Origin of the sequence: Pseudomethylobacillus aquaticus (genome assembly GCF_003730115.1) — a bacterium.
Classification (GTDB): domain Bacteria; phylum Pseudomonadota; class Gammaproteobacteria; order Burkholderiales; family Methylophilaceae; genus Pseudomethylobacillus; species Pseudomethylobacillus aquaticus.
In genome coordinates, this window is the sequence record NZ_RJVP01000002.1 from 45,315 (window position 1) to 68,238 (window position 22,924).

At 56.7% G+C, this 22,924-nt stretch carries 23 protein-coding genes; 5 read left to right on the forward strand and 18 right to left on the reverse strand.

Going from position 1 to position 22,924, the window contains the following annotated elements:
• The first annotated feature begins 114 nt into the window (after nt 1–114).
• Together dnaN and gyrB are read left to right on the forward strand one after the other, a co-directional pair.
• Nucleotides 115–1,218, forward strand: coding sequence for a DNA polymerase III subunit beta (gene dnaN / locus ED236_RS03880; RefSeq protein WP_123236664.1), 1,104 nt, complete (start codon nt 115–117; stop codon nt 1,216–1,218).
• 56 nt (nt 1,219–1,274) lie between these two features.
• Complete coding sequence (gene gyrB, locus ED236_RS03885) at nt 1,275–3,671, forward strand: DNA topoisomerase (ATP-hydrolyzing) subunit B (RefSeq protein WP_123236665.1); 2,397 nt, start codon at nt 1,275–1,277, stop codon at nt 3,669–3,671.
• A gap of 413 nt (nt 3,672–4,084) precedes the next feature.
• Here the strand turns inward: gyrB and ED236_RS03890 are convergent, their stop codons facing one another.
• From ED236_RS03890 to cutA, 8 genes are all read right to left on the reverse strand, one after another.
• On the reverse strand, nt 4,085–4,843 hold the full coding sequence (locus tag ED236_RS03890; protein WP_123236666.1) for a zinc-ribbon and DUF3426 domain-containing protein: 759 nt from the start codon (nt 4,841–4,843) through the stop codon (nt 4,085–4,087).
• On the reverse strand, nt 4,840–5,727 hold the full coding sequence (gene prmA, locus ED236_RS03895; RefSeq protein WP_123236667.1) for a 50S ribosomal protein L11 methyltransferase: 888 nt from the start codon (nt 5,725–5,727) through the stop codon (nt 4,840–4,842). The genes ED236_RS03890 and prmA overlap by 4 nt, the downstream gene beginning before the upstream one ends.
• 10 nt (nt 5,728–5,737) lie before the next feature.
• On the reverse strand, nt 5,738–7,087 hold the full coding sequence (gene accC / locus ED236_RS03900; protein ID WP_123236668.1) for an acetyl-CoA carboxylase biotin carboxylase subunit: 1,350 nt from the start codon (nt 7,085–7,087) through the stop codon (nt 5,738–5,740).
• An 8-nt stretch (nt 7,088–7,095) separates the two neighbouring features.
• Nucleotides 7,096–7,563, reverse strand: a complete 468-nt coding sequence (gene accB, locus ED236_RS03905; RefSeq protein WP_123236669.1) for an acetyl-CoA carboxylase biotin carboxyl carrier protein — start codon at nt 7,561–7,563, stop codon at nt 7,096–7,098.
• A gap of 51 nt (nt 7,564–7,614) precedes the next feature.
• Nucleotides 7,615–8,073, reverse strand: a complete 459-nt coding sequence (gene aroQ / locus ED236_RS03910) for a type II 3-dehydroquinate dehydratase (protein ID WP_123236670.1) — start codon at nt 8,071–8,073, stop codon at nt 7,615–7,617.
• 127 nt (nt 8,074–8,200) lie between these two features.
• Nucleotides 8,201–8,734, reverse strand: a complete 534-nt coding sequence (locus ED236_RS03915) for a TlpA family protein disulfide reductase (protein ID WP_123236671.1) — start codon at nt 8,732–8,734, stop codon at nt 8,201–8,203.
• Entirely contained in the window at nt 8,734–10,533 is a 1,800-nt protein-coding gene (dsbD, locus tag ED236_RS03920) for a protein-disulfide reductase DsbD (protein ID WP_123237095.1), read from the reverse strand. Before dsbD ends, ED236_RS03915 begins: the two co-directional genes overlap by 1 nt.
• A gap of 44 nt (nt 10,534–10,577) precedes the next feature.
• Nucleotides 10,578–10,949 carry a divalent-cation tolerance protein CutA gene (cutA, locus tag ED236_RS03925; RefSeq protein ID WP_240032030.1) on the reverse strand — a complete coding sequence of 124 codons (372 nt, stop codon included), beginning with the start codon at nt 10,947–10,949 and terminating at the stop codon, nt 10,578–10,580.
• Between cutA and ED236_RS03930 the strand changes: the two genes are divergently transcribed.
• Nucleotides 10,948–11,370, forward strand: coding sequence for an FxsA family protein (locus ED236_RS03930; RefSeq protein WP_123236672.1), 423 nt, complete (start codon nt 10,948–10,950; stop codon nt 11,368–11,370). The genes cutA and ED236_RS03930 overlap by 2 nt on opposite strands.
• Before the next feature lie 84 nt (nt 11,371–11,454).
• Nucleotides 11,455–12,480 carry a CDP-6-deoxy-delta-3,4-glucoseen reductase gene (locus tag ED236_RS03935; RefSeq protein ID WP_123236673.1) on the forward strand — a complete coding sequence of 342 codons (1,026 nt, stop codon included), beginning with the start codon at nt 11,455–11,457 and terminating at the stop codon, nt 12,478–12,480.
• 53 nt (nt 12,481–12,533) lie between these two features.
• On the opposite strand, the gene ED236_RS03940 is transcribed toward ED236_RS03935, so the two are convergent.
• The 4 genes from ED236_RS03940 to hemC all read right to left on the reverse strand — a co-directional run bounded on the left by ED236_RS03940 (nt 12,534) and on the right by hemC (nt 16,571).
• Nucleotides 12,534–13,709, reverse strand: coding sequence for a heme biosynthesis HemY N-terminal domain-containing protein (locus ED236_RS03940; protein WP_123236674.1), 1,176 nt, complete (start codon nt 13,707–13,709; stop codon nt 12,534–12,536).
• A complete protein-coding gene (locus ED236_RS03945; RefSeq protein WP_123236675.1) occupies nt 13,709–14,779 on the reverse strand; it encodes a uroporphyrinogen-III C-methyltransferase in 1,071 nt (356 codons plus the stop codon). The genes ED236_RS03940 and ED236_RS03945 overlap by 1 nt, the downstream gene beginning before the upstream one ends.
• Nucleotides 14,780–14,860: 81 nt before the next feature.
• Nucleotides 14,861–15,643 carry a uroporphyrinogen-III synthase gene (locus ED236_RS03950; RefSeq protein ID WP_123236676.1) on the reverse strand — a complete coding sequence of 261 codons (783 nt, stop codon included), beginning with the start codon at nt 15,641–15,643 and terminating at the stop codon, nt 14,861–14,863.
• On the reverse strand, nt 15,627–16,571 hold the full coding sequence (hemC, locus tag ED236_RS03955; RefSeq protein ID WP_123236677.1) for a hydroxymethylbilane synthase: 945 nt from the start codon (nt 16,569–16,571) through the stop codon (nt 15,627–15,629). The genes ED236_RS03950 and hemC overlap by 17 nt, the downstream gene beginning before the upstream one ends.
• 158 nt (nt 16,572–16,729) lie before the next feature.
• On the opposite strand from hemC, the gene argH reads away from it, so the two are divergent.
• The gene (argH, locus tag ED236_RS03960) at nt 16,730–18,112 is read left to right on the forward strand and encodes an argininosuccinate lyase (protein ID WP_123236678.1); all 1,383 of its coding nucleotides are present in this window, start codon (nt 16,730–16,732) and stop codon (nt 18,110–18,112) included.
• A gap of 156 nt (nt 18,113–18,268) precedes the next feature.
• Here argH and ED236_RS03965 read toward each other — a convergent pair whose 3' ends face one another.
• The 6 genes from ED236_RS03965 to argS all read right to left on the reverse strand — a co-directional run bounded on the left by ED236_RS03965 (nt 18,269) and on the right by argS (nt 22,840).
• Nucleotides 18,269–18,547 (reverse strand): cupin domain-containing protein, encoded by a 279-nt coding sequence (locus tag ED236_RS03965; protein ID WP_123236679.1) that lies wholly within the window; start codon nt 18,545–18,547, stop codon nt 18,269–18,271.
• 175 nt (nt 18,548–18,722) lie between these two features.
• Nucleotides 18,723–18,998 (reverse strand): cupin domain-containing protein, encoded by a 276-nt coding sequence (locus ED236_RS03970; protein ID WP_123236680.1) that lies wholly within the window; start codon nt 18,996–18,998, stop codon nt 18,723–18,725.
• Between the two features lie 38 nt (nt 18,999–19,036).
• A complete protein-coding gene (locus ED236_RS03975) occupies nt 19,037–19,819 on the reverse strand; it encodes an SDR family oxidoreductase (protein WP_123236681.1) in 783 nt (260 codons plus the stop codon).
• Nucleotides 19,820–19,862: 43 nt separating this feature from the next.
• Nucleotides 19,863–20,498 carry a thiol:disulfide interchange protein DsbA/DsbL gene (locus ED236_RS03980; protein ID WP_338053148.1) on the reverse strand — a complete coding sequence of 212 codons (636 nt, stop codon included), beginning with the start codon at nt 20,496–20,498 and terminating at the stop codon, nt 19,863–19,865.
• A gap of 21 nt (nt 20,499–20,519) precedes the next feature.
• Nucleotides 20,520–21,107 carry an SPOR domain-containing protein gene (locus tag ED236_RS03985; protein ID WP_123236682.1) on the reverse strand — a complete coding sequence of 196 codons (588 nt, stop codon included), beginning with the start codon at nt 21,105–21,107 and terminating at the stop codon, nt 20,520–20,522.
• A 74-nt stretch (nt 21,108–21,181) separates the two neighbouring features.
• A complete protein-coding gene (argS, locus tag ED236_RS03990; RefSeq protein WP_123236683.1) occupies nt 21,182–22,840 on the reverse strand; it encodes an arginine--tRNA ligase in 1,659 nt (552 codons plus the stop codon).
• Nucleotides 22,841–22,924: the final 84 nt, after the last annotated feature.

Genomic DNA, 22,924 nt, shown 5'->3' on the forward strand with positions numbered 1-22,924 from the left:
TGCCGTGTTTTTAGATTTAAAAAACTGATCTATATAGGATTTTTGGCTTATCAACAGCTTTGAGTCATCATTATTATCAGACTTAAAATAAATACTTAAATTAGGTTACACATAATGAATATGCAAATTCAGCGTGATTTACTACTAAAACCACTGTCTTCAGTGACCAGTATCGTTGAACGCAGACATACCCTGCCCATCCTTTCCAACTTATTGTTGCAAGCTAAGCAGGATCAAGTGATGCTGACCGCTACCGATCTGGAGTTGCAGATCACGGTGAATATCCATAGTCCGGGCGCACACAACCTTTCCACCACGGTATCGGCAAAGAAATTGCTGGATATCTGCCGTGCACTGAGTGATGACGCGAATATCAACTTGCAACTGCAAGACAGCAAGATGCTGGTGAAATCTGGCAAAAGCCGTTTCAACCTGCAAACCTTGCCTGCAAGTGATTACCCGGTAATGTCCAGCGCAACATCTGCAGACAAGACTCTGGTGCGTATTGCACAGCGCCAATTGAAGCAATTGCTGAAGCAGGTCGAATTCGCCATGGCACAGCAGGACATCCGTTATTACCTGAACGGCTTGCTGCTGGAGGTGAACGGTCATCAGTTGAATCTGGTGGGTACTGATGGACACCGATTAAGCTATACCTCTACCCTGCTTGAAGAAACGTATCAGAAGCATGAATTGATCTTGCCACGCAAAACAGTGATCGAGCTGATCAAACTGCTGGACGATAGCGATGAAGAAGTCAGCATGGAGCTGGGTGGTAATCAGGTGACCTTCACATTTGGCGATATCCACCTGATTTCAAAGGTAATTGACGGTAAATTCCCAGATTACAACCGTGTCATCCCAACCGGCCATCAAAACAGTTTTGAAGTGGAGCGCATGCGTTTGCTGCTGGCTATGCAACGTGCATCCATCCTTTCCAACGAGAAATTCCGTGGTATCCGCATGGTGATGACTGCCAACGAACTGCGCATGATCAGCACCAACAGCGAGCAGGAAGAGGCGGAAGAAGAACTGGAGATCAGTTATGCAGGGCAGGCACTGGATATCGGCTTCAATGTCACCTACATGATTGATGTGCTCAACAACATGGATGGCGAACGTGTGGTATTCTCTTTTGCCGATGCCAATAGCAGTTGTCTGGTAACTATTCCTGGTGATGATCACTACAAATATGTGGTCATGCCGATGCGCATCTAAGTTGCGATGCACTTGTCATTCATTCATGTTTCACGTGAAACCAAGCAGAATTCCCTATGACTGATTACGATTCTTCCAGTATTACCATCCTTGAGGGTCTGGACGCAGTACGCAAGCGTCCGGGCATGTACATAGGCGACACTTCGGATGGCAGTGGTCTGCATCACATGGTGTTTGAAGTGCTGGACAATGCGATCGATGAAGCCTTGGCTGGGCATTGTGATGACATCAAAGTCATCATCCACCCTGATAATTCCATCAGTGTTTCCGATAACGGGCGAGGTATCCCTACCGGTATCAAGGAAGATGACAAGCACGAACCCAAACGCTCTGCCGCCGAGATCGTGATGACCGAGTTGCATGCAGGCGGCAAGTTCGATCAGAACTCCTACAAGGTATCAGGTGGTTTGCATGGTGTGGGCGTGTCCGTGGTGAACGCCCTCTCTGACTGGTTGCGATTGAAGATCTACCGTGGCGGCAAAGCCCACCAGATGGAATTCCGCCGTGGTGTGCCGGTAGCACCTTTGGCCGTGACAGGTACCACCGAAAAGCGTGGTACCGAAGTGCACTTTCTGGCTTCCATCGAAACCTTTGTTTTGGTGGAATATCATTTCGAGATACTGGCCAAGCGTATCCGCGAACTGTCCTTCCTCAATAATGGCGTCAAGATCGAGCTGGTGGACCAGCGTAATGGTAAATCCGAGAATTTCGCTTACTCCGGTGGTGTGAAGGGATTTGTCGAATACATGAACCGGAATAAATCGGTCATGCACCCAAAAACCTTCTATGCCATGGGCGAGAAGGACGGCATCACCATAGAAGTGGCCATGCAGTGGAACGATTCCTACGGCGAAACGGTGCAATGCTTCACCAATAACATTCCGCAGCGCGATGGGGGCACCCACCTGACCGGCTTGCGTACTGCCATGACACGTACGCTCAACCAGTATATCGACCAGAGTGACGCTGCCAAAAAAGCCAAGGTAGAGACCACCGGCGATGACATGCGCGAAGGCATCACCTGTGTACTGTCGGTCAAGGTGCCAGATCCAAAGTTCTCTTCGCAGACCAAGGACAAGCTGGTTTCTTCCGAGGTGCAGCCCGTAGTGCAGGAAGTGGTATCGGCCAAGCTAGCGGATTTTCTGCAGGAAAACCCCATCGATGCCAAGATCATTTGCGGCAAGATCGTCGACGCGGCACGCGCACGCGAAGCAGCGCGCAAAGCACGCGAAATGACGCGTCGTAAAGGCGCCATGGACACCATGGGCTTGCCAGGTAAGCTGGCTGACTGTCAGGAGAAAGACCCTGCCCTGTGCGAGATCTACCTGGTCGAGGGCGACTCAGCAGGGGGTTCTGCCAAACAGGGGCGCGATCGTAAGAATCAGGCCATCCTGCCGCTCAAAGGCAAGATCCTCAACGTGGAAAAAGCCCGTTTTGACAAACTGCTGTCCTCTCAGGAGATCGCCACACTGATCACCGCATTGGGCACAGGTATAGGCAAAGACGATTTCAAGGCCGAGAAACTCCGTTATCACCGCATCATCATCATGACCGATGCGGACGTGGATGGTGCTCACATTCGTACCCTCCTGCTCACTTTCTTCTACCGCCAGATGACCGAGTTGGTGGAGCGTGGCCATATCTACATTGCCCAACCACCCTTGTACAAAGTCAAACAGGGCCGTGATGAACGTTATCTGAAAGATCAGCACGAGCTGGATGAATACCTGCTGCAATCCGCACTGAATGGCGCCGAGCTGCTGACCGGCGAAGGCGGCAACATCATCACGGGTCAACCACTGGCAGAGATCGCTAAACAAATGGTACTGACCGAAGCGGTGATACGCCGCATCTCCTCTTTGTATGACGAGAGCGTGCTACGCGCCATACAGGATCTGGGCGAGATCAGTCTGGCCGACCAGGCCAGTGCCGAAACGGCAGCAACACGTCTGCGTCCTATCCTGGGAGCGACAGGTTCAGAGGTGCTGGTCGCGTTCGATCAGGAAGCTAGTACTTACCGTTTGGAAGTGAACAAATACGTGCACGGTAATCTGGAATCCTGCGTCATCGATGCAGACTTCCTGGCCAGCGGTGATTACCGCCAGATCAGCCGGGTTTCGGTGATGCTACAGGACCTGCTTAGTCAGGGCGCCCAGGTCAAGCGAGGCGAGAAGCAGCAAGCAGTCACTACCTTCAAGCAGGCGTTAGACTGGCTGCTTGAAGAAGCCAAACATAATCTGGGTATCCAGCGTTACAAAGGTCTGGGCGAGATGAACCCTTCCCAGCTTTGGGAAACCACCATGGACCCCAAAGTGCGCCGTTTGCTCAAGGTGCAGATTGACGATGCCATTGCGGCAGATGAGATCTTCACAACATTGATGGGGGATCAGGTCGAGCCACGCCGTGCATTCATCGAAAACAATGCGCTAGGCGTCAATAACCTGGATATCTAGGCGCTCAATATCTGGAGCTTGATCCAGATGTTGATATATGGTTTTGAGCGATATCAGAACTTAAACATCAGCGTTGCATCGATAATCAAAAAGGCCCGAAAGGGCCTTTTTGATTATCGATACACTTCACAACTGCAAGCAGCAACATGCCTTTGTTTTTTGGCGCGCACGGCTGAATCTGCATCAATGCCAAAAAACAGCATGAGCAAGGGAGTTGCTCAGATGCACAGCACATGTAAGCACGTATTACGCACGTAGTAGCTCTGTAACAAACGATTTTCCCTTGTTGATGGTAAGGGTAGGGTTTGGGCGAGAACTCCTCTTACAGGCGCAGCGTGGAAGTCGATATTGCCGAGCTCAGGGATCAAAATAGCAGTTTTGATTCTGGGCTTGTATCTGAAATATTGAAGCGATCAGGGATAGAAAAGCAAAGCGCGGTATCCAGAGGCGAGTTGCGCATTGATGAGCAAGGGCAATTCGATTCTGAACTGGCTAGCTGCGGACATGCCCTTTTCAATCATCACGGAAGTTTCCATACTGGCTGATGACAGGTATTGGGTTGGCGTGAAGCTGGTCTTGCTCAGTACCCGGTCTTGCTCATCAGTCAGCGTGAGTTCCAGCATGGGATATGGTTGTACGTGATTGGCCCGATTCGCGATGGTGGCATGCAGATACACGACTCCGTCACGCTGGCTGTCCTGCTGCAATTCAGAGTCTAGGATGGCAAGCTGACGTATATCACTGACGTGAGGTACGTTACAGCCGATCATAGAGCACATGCTCACCAGCAGTGGTTTGCTCTCTGGCCAATGCGCTGCAATAGGCGCGCGCAGGAAGTAAGCCAGTTGGCCAAAAAACAAGCACAACAACAGCAACGCACAGAAGCAATAAAAATACGGTGGCAGATGAGCGTGCAAGGATGTCAGGGTCGGCGATCTTTGAGAAGCTGCTGCGCTTAAATTAAGATCAGCGCTTAAATTGACATCAGAGCTGACATCCGATACCGCTTGCATGCTGTCAAACGCAGGTTCTGGTTGAGGATAGAGGCGCAGGCTGGCATCGAAAACCTGATGGCAATGCCCGCAGCGCACCCTGCCCTGCCTGACTTGCAACTGCGAAGGTTCCACGTGAAACCATTGCATGCAAGCCGGACAGGAGGTGATCCAACTCATTTTCTGATGCCGTGTAACAGCACCCAGGCGTCCATATAATGCGCTGCTTGCATATCGAACCAGGGCTCATAGATGGCAGTGATGGCGGCTTCCTGCTCGCGCAAGATGCCGGAAAGAGCGATCTTGCCACCAGGCTTGCAGTAGCCTGCCAAGGCTGGCGCCAGTAAAGTCAGTGCACTGGACAAGATGTTGGCCAAAACCACATCCACTTGGGGTGGGGTCTGGTCATCCGGCAGATAAAAGTCAGCGACTACGCCATTTTGAACTGCATTCTGTTGACTGGACAAAATGGCTTGCGGATCGATGTCCACGCCATGCACCTGCCCGGCTCCCAGTTTGCGCGCAGCGATGGCCAGAATGCCGGAACCGCAGCCATAATCAAGCACACTGCTGCCAGCTTGCAGCTGATCTGCCAGCCATGCCAGACATAGATGTGTGGTGGGATGGCTACCGGTACCGAACGCCAGCCCGGGGTCCAGCACGATGTTGAGCGCATGCGGGTTGGGCGCATCGTGCCAGGTCGGCACGATCCATAAATCGTCACGGATACGGATGGGTTCAAACTGGGATTGGGTAGCGCGTACCCAGTCCTGTTCTGCCAGCATTTCGGTACTGTAACGCAGGTCAGACAGGCCGCATTGCTGTTCAAGCTTACTGACCAGCAGGCGGATATCGGTGTCTTCGGTCAATAGCGCAGTGACGATGCTGTGTTGCCAGATTCCGGGAGGCGGGTCACCTGGTTCTCCGAAGATAGGCTGCTCATCGGGTGTTTCGGCATTGGCATCCTCTATGCTGCTCGACAAGGCGTCCAGCTCCATCAAGGCATCACTCAAGGCCTCTGCTTGTTCGGCAGGGGCCTCGATCTTGAGTAGCAGCCAGCTCATCGCAGGCCCATCATTTGGAGCTGATGCCGAGCTTGTGCTCCAGATAGTGGATGCTGGTGCTGCCTTGATGGAATGCAGCGTCAACCATCAGGTCGCGATGCAGGTCCACATTGGTCTTGATGCCTTCAATGACCATCTCCGACAAGGCGATGCGCATGCGCGCGATGGCTTGCTCGCGCGTGTCACCGTAGGCGATCAGTTTGCCTATCATGGAGTCATAGTGCGGAGGTACCAGGTAGTTCTGATAAGCATGGGTATCAACGCGGATACCAGGCCCGCCTGGCATGTGGAAGGTGGTGATACGGCCGGGCGATGGCACAAAGGTATACGGATCTTCTGCATTGATGCGGCATTCGATGGCATGACCGCGCAGTTCGATATCCTTCTGGCGGAACGCCAGCTTCTCGCCCGCAGCGATGAGGATCTGCTGTTGCACGATGTCGATACCGGTGATCATTTCAGTCACCGGGTGTTCGACTTGTACGCGCGTGTTCATCTCGATGAAATAGAACTCGCCGTTTTCGAACAGGAACTCGAACGTACCTGCCCCACGGTAATTGATACGGCGACAGGCATCGGCACAACGTGCACCAACCTTGTCGCGCAAGCGTGCATTCAAGCCGGGCGCCGGAGCCTCTTCCAGTACTTTCTGATGGCGGCGCTGCATGGAGCAGTCGCGCTCACCCAGATAGACGGCGTTACCATGTTGATCGGACAGCACCTGGATTTCGATATGGCGTGGTTGTTCCAGGAATTTCTCCATATAAACCACAGGGTTACCGAATGCAGCCTGGGCTTCACCCTTGGTCATATTGACCGAAGCGATCAAAGCGGCTTCAGTGTGTACCACGCGCATACCACGCCCGCCACCACCACCTGCTGCCTTGATGATGACCGGGTAACCGATATCACGCGCGATGCGGATGATCTCTGCCGGATCATCCGGCAGCGCACCATCCGAACCAGGTACACATGGCACACCGGCTTTTTTCATGGCGTCCTTCGCGCTGACCTTGTCACCCATCAGGCGTATGGTCTCGGCACGCGGGCCGATGAATACGAAGCCGCTTTGCTCTACGCGCTCGGCGAAATCGGCATTCTCGGAAAGAAAGCCATAACCAGGATGGATGGCTTGAGCATCGGTGACCTCTGCCGCGCTGATCACGGCCGGTACGTTCAGATAACTCTGGCTGGAAGGCGCCGGGCCGATACAGACAGACTCGTCGGCCAGCTTGACGTACTTGGCTTCACGATCCGCCTCGGAATGCACCGCGACGGTCTTGATACCCAATTCACGGCAGGCACGTTGCACACGCAGCGCGATCTCGCCGCGATTCGCAATCAGGACTTTTTCAAACATGATGACCCCTAGCCGATGATGAACAGCGGCTCGCCGTATTCGACGGGCTGGCCATTTTCTACAAGAATGGCCTTGATGACGCCAGCATGGTCTGCTTCGATCTCATTCAGCAACTTCATCGCTTCGATGATGCAGATGGTGTCGCCAACAGCGACGCTACTGCCGATGTCCACAAACGATTTGGAATCAGGCGAAGGTGAGCGGTAGAAAGTACCGACCATAGGCGATTTGACCACATGACCTTCGATCGCAGCGGGGGCAGCAGTAGCCTCTGCAGGTCCGGTGGATGCGGCAGGTGCCGCGCTGGGTGTAGCGGGAGCCGCCTGCACGTACTGAGGTGCGTATTGCATGGCATGAGGATTGAAGGGCATATGGCGGCTGATACGTACCTTTTCCTCGCCCTCGGTGAGTTCCAGCTCGGAGATCCCGGACTCTTCGACCAGATCGATGAGCTTCTTCAGTTTGCGTAAATCCATGGTGAACCTCGATTAACTCTTTTTATTTGAATGATGGGAATGGATATCGGATCACGTCTCAACGTTTGTGTTGATTGCGTAATCCAGCGCCAACAAGTAGCCACGTGCCCCCAATCCACAGATCACCCCGACAGCAAGATCGCTGAAATAGGAATGATGACGAAATTGCTCACGTGCATGAATGTTGGAAAGGTGTACTTCGATGAATGGAATAGCGACCGCCGCCAGCGCATCTCGTAATGCGATCGAGGTGTGCGTGTAAGCAGCGGGATTGATAATGATGAAATCAACACGTTTGCCGGCAAGTTGTTGCACTTTGCCGACCAGTTCCGCTTCGCTGTTGCTCTGGAACGCTTCCAGCGTGATGCCGGCCTGTGCCGCTTGCGCGGTCAATTTGGCATTGATGCTGTCCAGCGTGTCACGGCCATAATGCGCGGGTTCGCGTAAACCCAGCAAATTGAGGTTGGGGCCATGCAAAACCAGAATGGATTTTCTGGAATCAGTGACCATAAACAAGCCCGAGCTGCGACGATTTGCAGAAATTCATGGCTGCAAGTTTGCCGTAATTGGGGGGTTATTGTCCAGTGAATTGGCGGAATTTAGCGAAATTGTCTTCGCCATGCCGTCAACAGGAAAGCTACATCAGAGGTAACAACGCCTGTTCCAGCAGCGCATGCGACACACGACCAAAGTAGTGACCATGGATGCTGCCGTCTGGCTTGATGATCACCGTATAAGGCAAGGCACCCTTGCTATTACCCAGGCTTTCGGCCAATTGCATGGCGCCGAAATCCCCTGCAAGCAAGGGGTAGCTCACCTGGTTGTGGGCGGCGAAGTTGCGCATCTTGTCCACATCGTCGGTGGAGATACCCAGCACGACCAGATTACGGTCCAGGTACTGTGTTTGTAAGCTCGAGAGTTCCGGCATCTCTTCCAGGCAGGGTGGGCACCAGCTGGCCCAGAAGTTGACCACCAGCAGCTTGCCACGGTACTGCGCCAGGCTCTGTAGATCGCCTGCGCTATCGTGAAAACTGGCGGCGAACAGCGCTTGAGTGGAGGTCTTAGCATCCAGTGCTGGAACAAGCGAGCCGGTCTGGTTGTAGATGCGCAAACCTACATTGACAGCGATCAGCACCAGGATGAGCAGGACGATATTGCGGGTACGTAACATCAGCGTGGCAACTGTTGGACGATGTTCAGGAAGCGGTCAGCAGTTTCGAAGCCTATGGTGGTGAGTGCAGGCAACGCCCGCCCATCGCGGTCGAAAAACAGTATGGCGGGTGGACCGAACAGCCCATAGTGTTTGAGCAAGGCCTGATCATCCGCGTTGTTGGCGGTCATATCCACTTGCAGCAGCAGCACGCCCTGCAAGGCTTGCTGCACGCGGCTGTCACTGAAGGTATACAGTTCCAGCTCCTTGCAGGCCACACACCAGTCGGCATAGAAATCCAGCATCACCGGTTGCTGGGTATCGGCGAGGCGCTGCTGCAGTTCCTGCACAGTGCGGATACGCTGGAACGGCAGGCTGGCATGTGCGGCTTGGCTGCTGTTCTTGCCGGCCAGGCTGAGGCCGGACAAAGGCTGCAAGGGAGAGCGCCCCCCGGTCAGTGCACCGACCAGCATGGCAGCACCCAGTAACAGCAGCAGCACGCCTATGCCTTTCCACAACGCTTGCCAGGGACTGCCGCTTGCAGGCAGGCTTTCCAGCGCACGCAGGTAGATGGCGACCACGATCAGCAGTGCAGCCCATAAACCCAGTTGCAAAGGCATGGGCAGAAAGGGACCGATCAGCCACAAAGCGACCGCCAGCAACAGCACACCGAAGAAATGGCGTACTGCCTGCATCCAGGCACCCGCCTTGGGCAGCAGCACCCCAGCCGAGGTGCCGATCAGCAGCAAGGGCACACCCATACCCAGGGACATCGCGAACAGTGCTGCGCCCCCCAGCCACACATCCTGAGTCTGGCTGATATACAGCAAGGCGCCGGCCAGTGGTGCCGCTACACAGGGACCCACGATCAAGGCAGACAGCACCCCCATGGCGAACACGCCGAGCAGGCGGCCACCAGGCAGGCGGTTGCTGGTTTGCAACATGCGCTGTTGCAAAGCCTGCGGTAGTTGCAGCTCGTAAAAGCCGAACATGGCCAGGGCCAGCAACACGAAAATGAGTGCACTGGCGCCGATGAACCAGATGTTCTGCAGGAAGTTGCTGAGTAGCTGCCCGGACAGGCCCGCCGCGATCCCGACCAGCGTGTAGCTCAAGGCCATGCCCAGCACATAGGCCAGCGAAAGCTTGAAGCCTGTCAGGCGCTTCAGTGGCTGTTGACTGCCAACGATGATACCGGACAGGATGGGGATCATGGGCAGCACGCAAGGGGTGAACGAAAGCAGCAGGCCGAAACCGAAGAACCCCGCCACGATCAGCCAGAACTCACCACCGCGCAGCAAGTTGGCGATCTGGCTATCACTGCCTGCGGGTGTGCCAGCAAGGTTGTTAGCGCCACTGGACGTTGCGGAAACCGCGCTGCCGCTTGCAGCCACTTCGATCACTTTAGTGATGGGAGCGTAACACAAGCCCTTTTCACTGCAACCTTGATAGGTGGCGGTGACCTGCAGCGGCCATTGGCTGACGTTGCCGAGGCGCACGGTCGCGATCAGGTCATGATGATAGACTTCGGTCTGCCCAAAGGTCGGGTCCTGTTTTGATTCACCCGGCGGTAGTGCGACGCTGCTGATGCTGGCCGGTGCCGCCACCTCGAACTTGATGCGTTCCCGATAAAGATAATGGCCGGGCGCAACGCTGAAGCTGGCTTGCAGGGTCTGGCTGTCCACGGCTTTGAGGCTGAGTTTGAAGGCCTGATCGGGGGGCAGGAACTCATCTTCGTCCGCAGCACTCACAAACAGACTGGCGCCTGCTGATGCAGTGGGCATGGCCAGCGGCGTGAAGAGTGTGGTGAAAAAAATCACCATCAGCAAGCAACCTTGCTTACACCCGCGGTTCAAGCTAGCACTGTTCAAGATAAAGTTTCCTGCTGTATCCATTGAATATAGGCGTTCAAACCACCAGCTATAGGGACATAGAGCAGTTCTGGAAGTTCGTACGGGTGCATATTGCATATCAGCTGTTCCAGCGCCAATTGCCGGGTTTTGCTGGTTTTGATGATCAGCAAGACCTCGTCCGCGGCTTCCACCTTGCCCTGCCAGCGGTAAATGGAGTGGCAGGCCGGCAATATGTTCACACACGCGGCAAGACGCGCATCGACTAGGTGGCGCGCCAGTGCTGCTGCCGCATCGCGCGAGGGTAGCGTAGTGAGCGCTATCATCAGACTTGGCATCACATCTGGCGCCATATCTGGCATTTCATCTGAAGAAAATGGAGGTTGCATGCGTCTGGTTTCCCTGCTGGCGATTCTACTCGTATTCCCGGTACTCGAGATATGGCTGCTGATCACGCTGGCCGATGAATATGGCTGGACATTTCTGATCTATTTGTTGTTAGTCGGTGTACTTGGCTGGCGCTTACTGCGCGATGAAAAAGCCAATCTGCAACGCGGTTTCACCCAGGGCATGCCGATGACAGGCAATCCGCTCGCTGCGGTTCTTGGCAGCGCCAAGAACCTGGTCGCAGGCGTGCTGCTGCTGATCCCGGGAGTACTCACCGATATCATCGCGCTGGTGCTGCTACTGTTGCCCGGTACCTCCTTGCGCGGGCAGGCACCAGCAGGCCGGGCAGCCAACGATGACATCATCGAGGGCGAGTACCGCAAAGTGGACGAGCCACCGCGCCCACGCCTGCCGGAGCAGTGAGTACAGGCCATGTGATAAACTGCCGCACTTTGCGAACCAGCCGGTTTTTGCGTTTAAGTAATTGCCTCCATGAGGGATTTCAGCATGTCTTATCAGGTGACCATACAGCCCAGTGGCCATTCCTTTACCGTTGCCAGTGGTGAAACGGTGCTTAGTGCCGCGATCGAAGCCGGCATCAATCTGCCTTACGGCTGTCGTAACGGTGCCTGTGGTGCCTGCAAGGGACAGGTGCTGAGTGGCGAGGTGCTGTGCGAGCAGCATCAATATGGTGCCATCAGTGCCGAAGAGAAACTGGATGGCAAGACCCTGTTCTGCTGTGCCCTGCCGCAATCCGACCTGGTAATCGAATGCCGCGAGATCAGTGACAGCAAAAGCGTACGCCCGCGCATCATGCCGGCGCGCGTGCAACGGATGGAAAAACTGTCGCACGATGTGATGAAGCTGTCCCTGAAACTGCCCAGCAATGAGCGCATGCAGTTCATGGCCGGCCAGTACGTGGAGTTTCTACTCAAGGACGGCAAGCGCCGTGCGTTCTCGCTAGCCAACGCACCGCACGATGATGCCTTGCTGGAGTTGCACCTGCGTCTGGTGCAAGGCGGACAATTCACCCAATACGTATTCAACGAGATGCAGGAAAAAGCCATACTGCGCATCGAAGGCCCGTTCGGCAGCTTCTATCTGCGTGAAGAATCCGACAAGCCCATGCTCATGGTGGCCGGTGGTACCGGCTTCGCGCCCATCAAAGGCATCATCGAGCACGCGCTGCATCATCAAACCGGGCGGCGTATCCTGTTGTACTGGGGAGCCCGCACGCGCGAGGATCTCTACATGCACGATTTGCCGCAACGCTGGCAGGAAGCCCATCCCAACCTGACCTACATCCCGGTGCTGTCAGACCCATTGCCGCAGGATGGCTGGGATGGCCGTACCGGTCTGGTCCATCAGGCGGTGCTGGCCGATCACGCAGACTTGAGTGCATATGAAGTGTATTGCTGCGGCGCGCCTGGCATGGTGGAGGCCGCGCACGCGGAATTTTCTGCTCAAGGCCTGCCCGAAGGTGCGTTCTATTCGGATGCGTTCACCTTCGCCACGCCGGTGCCCGCCAAATAAACCAGGCTTTAGCTAGAGCGGCGTCCAGCAGGTGGGCCAGCCACGCACGGGGCTCAGCCTGCTTGCAAGGCAAGCCGTGCGCTGTGCTGGTAATGCTCGTGGGCCAGTGTCTGCTGGCCCTGTTGCTGTAGCAAGTCGGCTAGCGCCAAATGTGCGGCTACTTTGGGCTGTACCGCGATGCTGGCTTCCAGATAGCTTTGTGCCTTGCCCCACAGTCCCAGTCGCAGACACATATTGCCCAGTGACAGCAGCAAAGCCGCATCGTCCGGATGTTGCGACAGCCAGTGTTCGGCTTGTTGCAACTGCTTCTGTGGCTGAGTGCTCAGGCAGTCGCCAAGCAGTGCGGCCAGGTCGCTATCCCATTCCCGCGTCAGCGCCATTTCCACCAGTTCGGCGGCACGATCACCATCACCAGCACGGATGAAGGCCAGTGCCGCAGGCCGCGTCAGACGTTGCTGGTCTTCCTCGGCGATGCCTTGCCAGAAGCTGAGCAGCGCATCCACGTTGCTGGCATGACGTTGCAGCATGTTCTGCAGGGCTTGCAGGCGGAATTCACGCAGCTGCCAGGATTCCATCGCCTGCAGCTTTTGCACTTGCTGACTCAGCGCCAGTGCCTGCTCCCAGTTACCAAGGCGTAACTGCACCTTGAGCTGCAACACCAGGCCGGCACCATGGCGTGGAGCGGTCTTTTCCAGACGTTGCAGCAGATGCAAAGCCTGGCTGTACTGACGGTCATCCAGCAGCAGTTCGGCATGTGCCAGCAATCTTGCGACACTGGCTTCCGGTGCCAGCCGCTCGGCTTCAGCCAGGTAATAGTCGCGCTGGCTGCGATGCTTGCGTTTGTGTGCAGCCCGTGCCGCGGTCAATGCACTGATGCTGGCATCTTCACCCAGCTCCAGTGCCTTGGAGGCGGCTTTTTCGGCCGTCTCGTAATCGCCCTCGCTCATGGCGTGCAGCGCCTGCTTCAATGCCGTTTGGCCATCGCGTACACGCTGTGCGGTCTTGTGCGCACGCACATTGGCGGGCAAACGACGACTGTAGTGGATGAAACGCAGCAGCACATGCAGCAGCACAAAGCTCAGCACGATGAGGATGACCAGCAGGTTCAGCGACAATTCCAGCCGGTAAGGCGAGCGTACGATCAACACATAGCCCTGATTGCTGCCTGCCAATAAGGACACGCCTATGGATAAGGCCAGCACCAGAAGTAACCAGAACAGCCAACGCATCAGGAGCGTGCTTCCTGCCCGGGCGAGCGTTCGAGTGAAAGTTTGTACTTGCTGACCAGGCCCAGCGTCTCGTTGATATCAGGCAGGTCGATGACAATGGTGCTGGCAGACAACTGTTTCAAGGTGGTCAGGGCGTTATTGGTGGAGATCTCGCGCAAATCGAAATAAGCCGCCAACCATTTCTCCGCAGCCTGCAGGTCGGCCCGATAGGTCGCTTCGTCGTGTTGCAGCAGCGCCAGACGCGCGGTCAGCAGACGCAGTTTGAAATTCTCGCGCAGAAAGAAATGTTGTTCCGGCGCCAGCAATGGTGGCTCCGGGCGATCCACGCGCTCCAGCCGTATCATTTGTTTGAGGTCATGCCAGATCTCGGCACCCAGACGCTGCCAGGTATTGCCGGCCAGCGATGGCCCAGTGGCCAGGGCGGTGGCTTTGGGATGGCGCTCACTGACCAGCGGCAGTATGTCAGCACTGTCAGCCAGGCCTTCCAGTTTCAGGCTGATGCCTACCGTGTCTACGGTAGGCAGTGCTTGCAGACGCTGGATGTCCTGCCCCACCGCTTTGCGTAATGGGATGACTTGCGGGGTGTTCAGCTGCTGCAGACGGCTTTCTGCGGTTTGCAGTGCCAGCAGCGCCGAGCGCACATTGCTGGCCAGATGCAGTTGCTGACTGGCAATGATGACCAGCTGTTCCACTTCGGAGATGATGCGTTCTTCGCGGTTGTTGGCCAGCTCGTAGTACAGCGTTTGCAGTGCCTCTTGCTGTCCGCGTGATTCGGCCAGGCGCTGCTCCAGCATCTCGGCACGGGCGGCCAGGGTCACGCTGCGTTCCTCGGCCAGTTTGGCGATGGTCAGCGTTTCCTGGGTGCGCGCATTGAAGTCGTCAAGACGTACAGCCAGGCTCTGCTCCAGCTGCTGTGCGCGTTGGTTGCTGGCCCACCACATCCACGCCATGAGGCCCAGCGCCAGGACCACCAGTATCAGGGCGAAGCGCCCGGCGCTACTGCTGATGGATGGCCTGGATGCGCTGACGACGACTTCGCTTGCCACGATCTCTGTGCTTTCTTGGGTCATCTTGCTTGTGTCATCTTGCCTTTATCAGGTTGAGCGTTCACTGCGGTCTAAACAAACGGTTGCCTTTCCTGTGTACGCAGCTCATCGGTCTTGCAAGGCCGCGATCAGGCAATTCAGCATGGCCTCATCGCCCGGTGCCTGTGCTACAAAAACGTGAGCGTCAACAGGTAATGATTCTGCAATGCGCGCGTGGTTCACGCACAAGCGTATTTCCTTGAGCCAAGGGCCCGCCAGTGCCTGCAAATGCCGCATGGCTTCACTGCTGGTGACTACCAGTGCATCCATCTGTGCATTCTGCCACAGGCTTTTGAGGGCGTTATCCTCCTTTTGGGGGTTTATACGCCGGTAGCACTCGGCAAAACAGACGTTGGCACCACGTGCGCGCAGGGTTTCGGCCAGTACTTCGCGCCCACCTACGCCACGCACTATCATCACCTGCTGCCCTGCCACGGCGTGCATCTGCGGTAAGGCCAGCAGCGCTTCGCTATCGAAACGACCTTGCGGGATGAGCACATCGCCTATGCCATGTGCCTGTAAAGCGCCTGCGGTCTGCGGGCCGATGGCGGCAAAACGCACCCCGTGCGGCAGCCCGTGTTGCAACAGTTTGGGCATGCCATATTCAACGGCATTGGTACTGATGAAGATCAGCCAGTCCTGCTTGTCGAGTTGGCCCAGCTGTTGATCTAGAGGTTCATCATCTTGCAGCGCTGCGATGGCGATAAGGGGTAGCAACACTGGCGTACCGCCTTGTGCACGGATCAGTGCGCTGAGTTTGCCGGCCTGCCCCGGCGGGCGCGTGATGACGATGCTGCGTCCCTGCAGGGCCTGCCCGGCGCCCAGGCCAGGCTCAGTGTTCTGCGCCATCAGCCAGTGCCGCGAGGATACGGTCGGCACCGCGTGCGATCAGCTTTTGTGCCAGTGCCTGACCGGCTTGCTCAGGCGCCTCGGCGGCAGCGATGAGACTTTCACGCAGCATCTCGCGACCATGCACGCTGGCAACAAAACCGGTCATGTGCAATTGATCCCCCTGCTTCTCGGCATAAGCGCCCAACGGTACCGTGCAGCTGCCAGCCAGCGCGCGACTCATGCCGCGTTCGGCTTCCACACAGGCGGCGGTATCCGGGTGATTGAGCGGTGCCAGGATAGCCAGCAGATCGGTGCGTGCGGCGTTGATCTCGATGCCCAGCGCACCTTGCCCGACGGCCGGGATACTTAATTCGGTCGGGATACGCTGACGGATACGGCCCTCCAGGCCTAGCCGCATCAAACCGGCAGCGGCCAGGATGATGGCTGCATATTGGCCTTCATCCAGTTTACGCAGACGCGTTTGCAGGTTGCCACGCAGGGACTCGATCTTCAAACCCGGGAATTTGGCCTGCAGCTGGCTTTGGCGGCGCAGACTGGAGGTGCCGACGATGCTGCCTTCCGGCAGATCTTCCAGACGCGCGTGCACGTTGGAGACAAAAGCGTCATGCGGGTCTTCACGCTCACCGATGGCGGCCAGCATGAAGCCTTCCGGCAAGTGCATGGGTACATCTTTCATGGAATGCACGGCCAGATCGGCGCGACCGTCGGCCAGCGCCTGTTCCAGCTCCTTCACGAACAGGCCTTTGCCGCCTATGCGTGACAGCGGGGAATCCAGGATCTGGTCCCCGGTGGTGGTCATGCCCAGGATCTCGACCAGGGTCTGTGGATACAAGGCCTGCAGACGTGCCTGGATATGATGGGCCTGCCACAGGGCAAGTGCGCTTTCGCGTGTGGCGATGATCAGTTTGGCTGGATGAGCGGACATGAAATCAAAGAGAAACAGGCGATTTCGCCATAAATGAACGGAAAACCGATTTTAGCACAGGGGAAATTATGTCCTGATTACTTTATACTTGAGTGCTTTATACTTAAGCGCATTATTTTTAAGCCTTTTTCCACCCTAGCCTCATCTAAAGTACAAACATGCAAGATAAATCCAAGAGTTGGTCCGGCCGTTTCCATGAACCTGTCGCCGAGCTGGTCAAGCGTTACACCGCCTCGGTGGACTTCGATAAACGCCTGGCAGAATTCGACATCCAGGGCTCGCTCGCTCACGCCCAGATGCTGGGCCAGCAAGGCATCATCAGTGTGGCCGATGTGAACGCCATCGAGACCGGCCTCGCCGAGATCCTGGCCGAGATCCGCGCCGGGCAGTTCGAGTGGCTGCTCGATCTGGAAGACGTGCATCTCAACATCGAGAAGCGTCTGACTGACAAGATAGGCGATGCTGGTAAGCGCTTGCATACCGGCCGCTCCCGTAATGATCAGGTGGCCACCGATGTGCGCCTGTGGCTGCGTAGCGTCAGCGATGAGGTGGTGGCCGGCATCCGTGGTCTGCAGACCTCCATTCTTGATCTGGCGGAACAGCATTTCGATACCGTGATGCCAGGCTTCACGCACCTGCAGGTCGCCCAGCCCGTCACCTTCGGTCATCATCTGCTGGCCTACTTCGAGATGCTGCAACGCGATGCCGAACGCTTCGTCGATGCACGCAAGCGCATCAACCGTCTGCCACTGGGTGCCGCGGCGTTGGCGGGCACCAGTTATCCGATCGACCGTGAACAGGTGGCCCGCACGCTGGGATTTGATGGGGTATGCCGCAATTCGCTGGATGCCGTTTCGGATCGTGACTTCGCTATTGAATTCACGGCGGCGGCCGCGCTGCTCATGACGCATCTGTCGCGCTTTTCGGAAGAGCTGATCCTGTGGTCCAGCCCGCGTTTCGCGTTCGTGGATATCGCGGACCGGTTCTGCACCGGCTCCAGCATCATGCCGCAGAAGAAGAACCCGGATGTGCCCGAGCTGGTGCGTGGCAAGACCGGCCGCGTCAACGGCCATCTGGTGGCCTTGCTGACTCTGATGAAGGGCCAGCCGCTGGCTTACAACAAGGACAATCAGGAAGACAAGGAACCCCTGTTCGACACCGCCGATACGCTGCTGGTGACCTTGCAGATTTACGCAGACATGCTGCGCGGCATCAAGGTGGACAAGGCCAATATGCGTCAGGCCGCCTTCGAGGGCTACGCCACGGCGACCGACTTGGCGGATTATCTGGTCAAGAAGGGCATGCCCTTCCGCGATGCGCATGAAGTGGTCGCGCTGGCTGTACGCCATGCGGTGGATAAGCGTTGCGATCTGTCCGATCTGCCATTGGCAGAACTACAGCAGTTCAGTGCGCAGATCAGTGACGACGTGTATGCCGTGCTGACTCTGGAAGGCTCGCTGGCCAGCCGCGACCACATCGGCGGCACTGCGCCACGTCAGGTCAAACTGGCCATCGCCGCTGCACGCCAGCTGATAGCTTGAGCATATCGTTCAAAACAAGCGGATCAACGCAATTGCGGTTTGCTTAGCGGGATGTAAACGTAAAAAAACTGCGGTGGCGCAAGCCCCGCAGTTTTTTTGTATCAGCACTGCATCCGGGCAGATATCAAGCCTGGCCGGAAGACAGCAAATGACGACTTAGCCGTGCTTGTAGTGCTTCTTCAGGGTCTTCTTCACTTCCCAGGTCACTTCCAGACCAGCCGGGAATACCAGCAGATCGCCAGCCTTGAAGTTGATCGCCGCGCTACCGTCGGTTGGGGTCAGCGTGCACTCGCCTTCCAGAATGTAAGCGGTTTCACGTGCGTTGAATTCGAACGGAAATACGGACACTTCCTTGGTCCAGGTTGGCCACTTGGACACACCCAGTTCAGCCAGGCGCTCAGGAGTTGGATTGTTATCGATGAATACGTTTGCCATTTGTGCTAATCCTTTCGTTGCAGGCACGGGTAAGCCCATGCATGCCGATTTATAGGGAGGGTTGATCGTAACGAACAACGAGGTAAGAGAAAGCGAGTACTGCTGACTTCACACCAGCCGCTATTCTAGAGAATTTCGGCCTGTCATGCCAGCAAGGTCTTGAAAACAGGCTGAATTAACCGAAACGATAATGTTTGCGCAACGGCTGCTTGACCTCCCAGCGACATACCAAACCTGCGGCGAAGCTGACCAGATCGCCCGCACCGAAACTTACCGGCACACCACCTTCTGGTGTCACGGTCACGTCGCCTTCGAGGATATAGGCGGTTTCGCGGTCGGTGTAAGTCCAAGAAAACACCGATACTTCCTTGGACCAGGTGGGCCAGTGTTTCACGCCCAGCGCCTGTAAACGGGCGGGATCTGGCTGATGTTCAACAGTGATCGATGACATGGCAGGTTCCTTGGTACAGCGCGCGAAGCCTGAGTATGTTAAAGCCAGTCCCAGTTCATTCTGGCTTTGCGTGGTGCGTTCTTCAAGCCCCAATCCCACAGTACGGCCGGCATCAGGCGCATGAGGCGTGCCAGTATGCCCATCTGCCATGGGATCACTACAAAACGCCGTTTGGCGGCGATGGCAGCGGCGAACTTGCGGGCGGCGACATCCGCGTCCATCAGGAAAGGCATGCGGTGCTGGTTCACATCGGTCATCGGGGTGCGGATGTAGCCGGGTGCGATGGTAGTGACCGCGATGCCACTCCCCGCCATTTCGACGCGCAGGCTTTCCAGGTAATTGATGGCAGCGGCTTTGGAGGCGCTATAGGCACCGGCACCGGGCAAGCCGCGTATGCCAGCCACGCTGGCGATACCGACCAGCTGGCCATCACCACGCTCACGCATGGCGGCGATGAACGGGTGGAAGGTATGCACCAGGCCCAGCACATTGATCTCGATCACAGCACGAAACGCAGCGATGTCGGCGGGGTCTTCGGTGAGGGTGCCGCGACTGACACCCGCGTTGGCGATCACGATGTCAGGTGTGCCGCATTGTTGCAGGAAGCTGGCCGCCGCGGTCGCCATGGCGTCCGCAGCGCGTACATCGGCCACATACACCTGGCATTGCCCCGGGAACTCGGCAGCGAGCTTGTTGAGCAGCTCACGACGGCGCGCCACCAGGCCCAGCTGCGCACCCTGCTTTGCGTAATGTCGCGCCAGTGCCAGGCCGATACCACTGGATGCACCGGTGATGAAGACTTTGCTTGCTGACGCTGACATGGGGGCTCGCCTTTTGTTTGTAAGTTCAGGTTGCCAGGGTTTGCTATTTGCCTGCTGCGCGTTCCTTGCGGGTCTCGGCGATCAGGTAGTCGGCCACTTCGATCAGTTCCAGGTTGCCGCCCGCGATGGTGGTGGAGCTGACGTACTTGCCATCGATGATGAGTGACGGTACACCAGTGGCGCCTGAGGAGCGGAAGATCTTCAGGGCTTTGCTGATCTCGGTGTTATTGGAGAAGGAGTTGTAAGCGCCCTCTACTTTCTTGGTGTCCAGACCGCTTTCCTTGGTGAGCCAGGCGATGGCCGCGTTCTTGTCGCGTGGGTCAAAGGCTTTTTGCTTGTGGATGGCTTCGAACAGCTTGCCGTGCAGCTTGTCGGTCAGTTTGAGTGCTTCCATGGCGTAGTAGGTTCTGGCCATCGGTTCCCAGTCAGCACGCGGGATGCCGGGCACGCGGCGGAAGCTCACGTCAGCCGGCAGTTTCTTGACCCAGGCTTCCAGCGTGGGCTCCAGCTGATAGCAGTGCGGGCAGCCATACCAGAACAACTCGATCACTTCGATCTTGCTGGCGTTCAAGGCCGGGATGTTCTCCATGGTAGGCTTGAACTGGTTATTGCTGACACCGCCAGCCATCACGTGGCTGCTCAGGATCAGCAACAGGCCCGCCAGTATGTTTCTCATCATCATTTTGTCCTTAAGTCAGGGTTAGTTTGCATCAACTTTGATTATATTCGCGCTGAAACCGTTCCGTTCCAGTTCAGATTTCGCTTCATTGGCTTGCACCAGGTCGTTGTACGGGCCCAGTCTGACGCGATGCAGTATACCTTTGCCCGGAATGTCAGCGGTCTGCACCACCACTTCCATGCCCTGCAAGGCCAGCTTGGCTTTCATGTTGTCTGCTTCTTGGGCCGTTTTGTAAGCACCAACCTGCAGATACAGGCTCACTGCTTTTTTCTCTGCCACAGGCGGTGCAGGGGCTTGCTGAGCTTCGAGGATCTCCTGCTCGCTGACGGCTTTTTCCGAGCCCGGCAGGATGGTGTAAAAATCAAAACGGGGCTTTTCGCTGCCCTCGCTGGCCTCTGGCTCGGTTTCGAGAGACTTTGCTGGCGGGGAGACAGGCGGTGCCACAGAGGGCGCTCTGAAGCCAAGGGCGATATCGCTGCCCTTGATGTAGAGGGCTACACCCAGCGAGAGCCCGACCCCCAGCAACACCCCAAGTAGCACACCTGTCATCAATGGGCTGCCACCACTGGGTTTGGCGCGGCGTTGTACGGGCTTGTAATCTCGGCTCACTTCATTTTCCTCGGTGCCTAAGGCGATGGTCTTTGCTAGTGTTGGTTTGGGCGTGCTGGTCGTGGTGTTGGTGTTTACATTTTTTCTGGTGCGCTGACGCCCAACAGATGCAGACCGTTGCCCAAAACCTGGCGTGTGGCACTGATCAGTGCCATGCGGGCCAGCTTGAGCGCTTCATCCTCGATAAGGAATTTTTCTGCATTGTAATAGCTGTGCAGATCGGCGGCTAAATCCTTGAGGTAGTTGGCCACCATGTGCGGCGCCAGCTCGCTGGCCGCATTCTGCACCACTTCCGGGAATTCACTCAGGCGTTGCAGCAGAGCGGCCTCATAAGCACTGGTCAGCGGGGTCAGGTCGGCCTGGTGCAAACTCATGGATGTTCCACCCCATTGGCTCAATACACTGCAGATACGCGCATGCGCATACTGGATGTAATACACCGGGTTGTCGTTGGTTTGTGCGCGGGCCAGATCGATATCGAACACCAGCTGCGAATCGGCACGACGAGCGGCCAGGAAGTAACGTGTGGCGTCACAGCCCACTTCTTCGATCAGGTCACGCAGGGTGACGTAGCTGCCGGCACGTTTGGACAGTTTGACCTCTTCGCCACCGCGCATCACGGTCACCATCTGATGCAGCACATAGTCCGGCCAGCCAGCCGGGATGCCGACATCCACCGCTTGCAGGCCGGCACGCACACGCGTGATGGTGCTGTGATGGTCGGCGCCCTGTTCGTTGATGACACGCGTGAAACCGCGCTGCCATTTATCGAGGTGGTAGGCCACATCCGGCACGAAGTAGGTGTAACCCCCCTCCTTCTTGCGCATGACACGGTCCTTGTCGTCACCGAATGCGGTAGTCTTCAGCCACAAGGCATCGTCCAGCTCATAGGTATGACCGCTGTTGATGAGGGCCTGTACGGTCTGCTCGACCTTGCCGCTGCTGTATAGCGCGGATTCCAGCGAGAACACGTCGAATTTGATCTGGAACGCACGCAGGTCCAGGTCCTGCTCGTGGCGCAGGTAGGCCACGGCGAAGCGACGTATCGATTCGGCATCGTGGACATCGCCACTGGCCGTCACCGCCATGTCATCGGCCGTGACAGTTTGCCCTGCCAGATAAGCTTGGGCGATATCGGCGATGTATTCACCGCGATAACCATCGGCGGGAAAACGTGCATCGTCCGGGCTGATGCCCTGACAGCGTGCCTGCACCGACAAGGTGAGATTGTCGATCTGTGCACCAGCATCGTTGTAATAGAATTCGCGTGTGACCGCCCAGCCATTGGCGGCCAGCAGGCGCGCCAGACAGTCGCCGACGGCCGCCCCACGGCCATGACCTACATGCAAAGGCCCGGTGGGGTTGGCAGAAACGAACTCCACCTGCACTTTGTGGCCCTTGCCCAGATTGTTGCTGCCATAGCAGCTGCCCTCGGCCTGGATCTGACGCACCACCGCATGACGTGCTTCACCACTCAGAAAAAAGTTGATGAAGCCGGCACCGGCGATCTCCACCTTGGCCACCTGGCTGGACGCAGGCAAGGCCTGGATCAGCGCTTCGGCGATGGCACGCGGGTTCTGACGCAAGGGTTTGGCCAGCGTCATCGCCAGGTTGGTGGAGAAGTCGCCATGCTGTGCTGTTTTTGGACGTTCCAGCTGCACGCTCTGCGCAGTCAGGTCCAGTGACAGGCTTTTTGCGGCCTGCGTCAGTAATTCGGTAAGATGTGCTTTCAAGACAGGATGGCTAACAATGGATAAAGAAACATATTTTAACCCACGCGCTGAGGTTTATCGATCAACCTGTAACGCAGCAGTAGC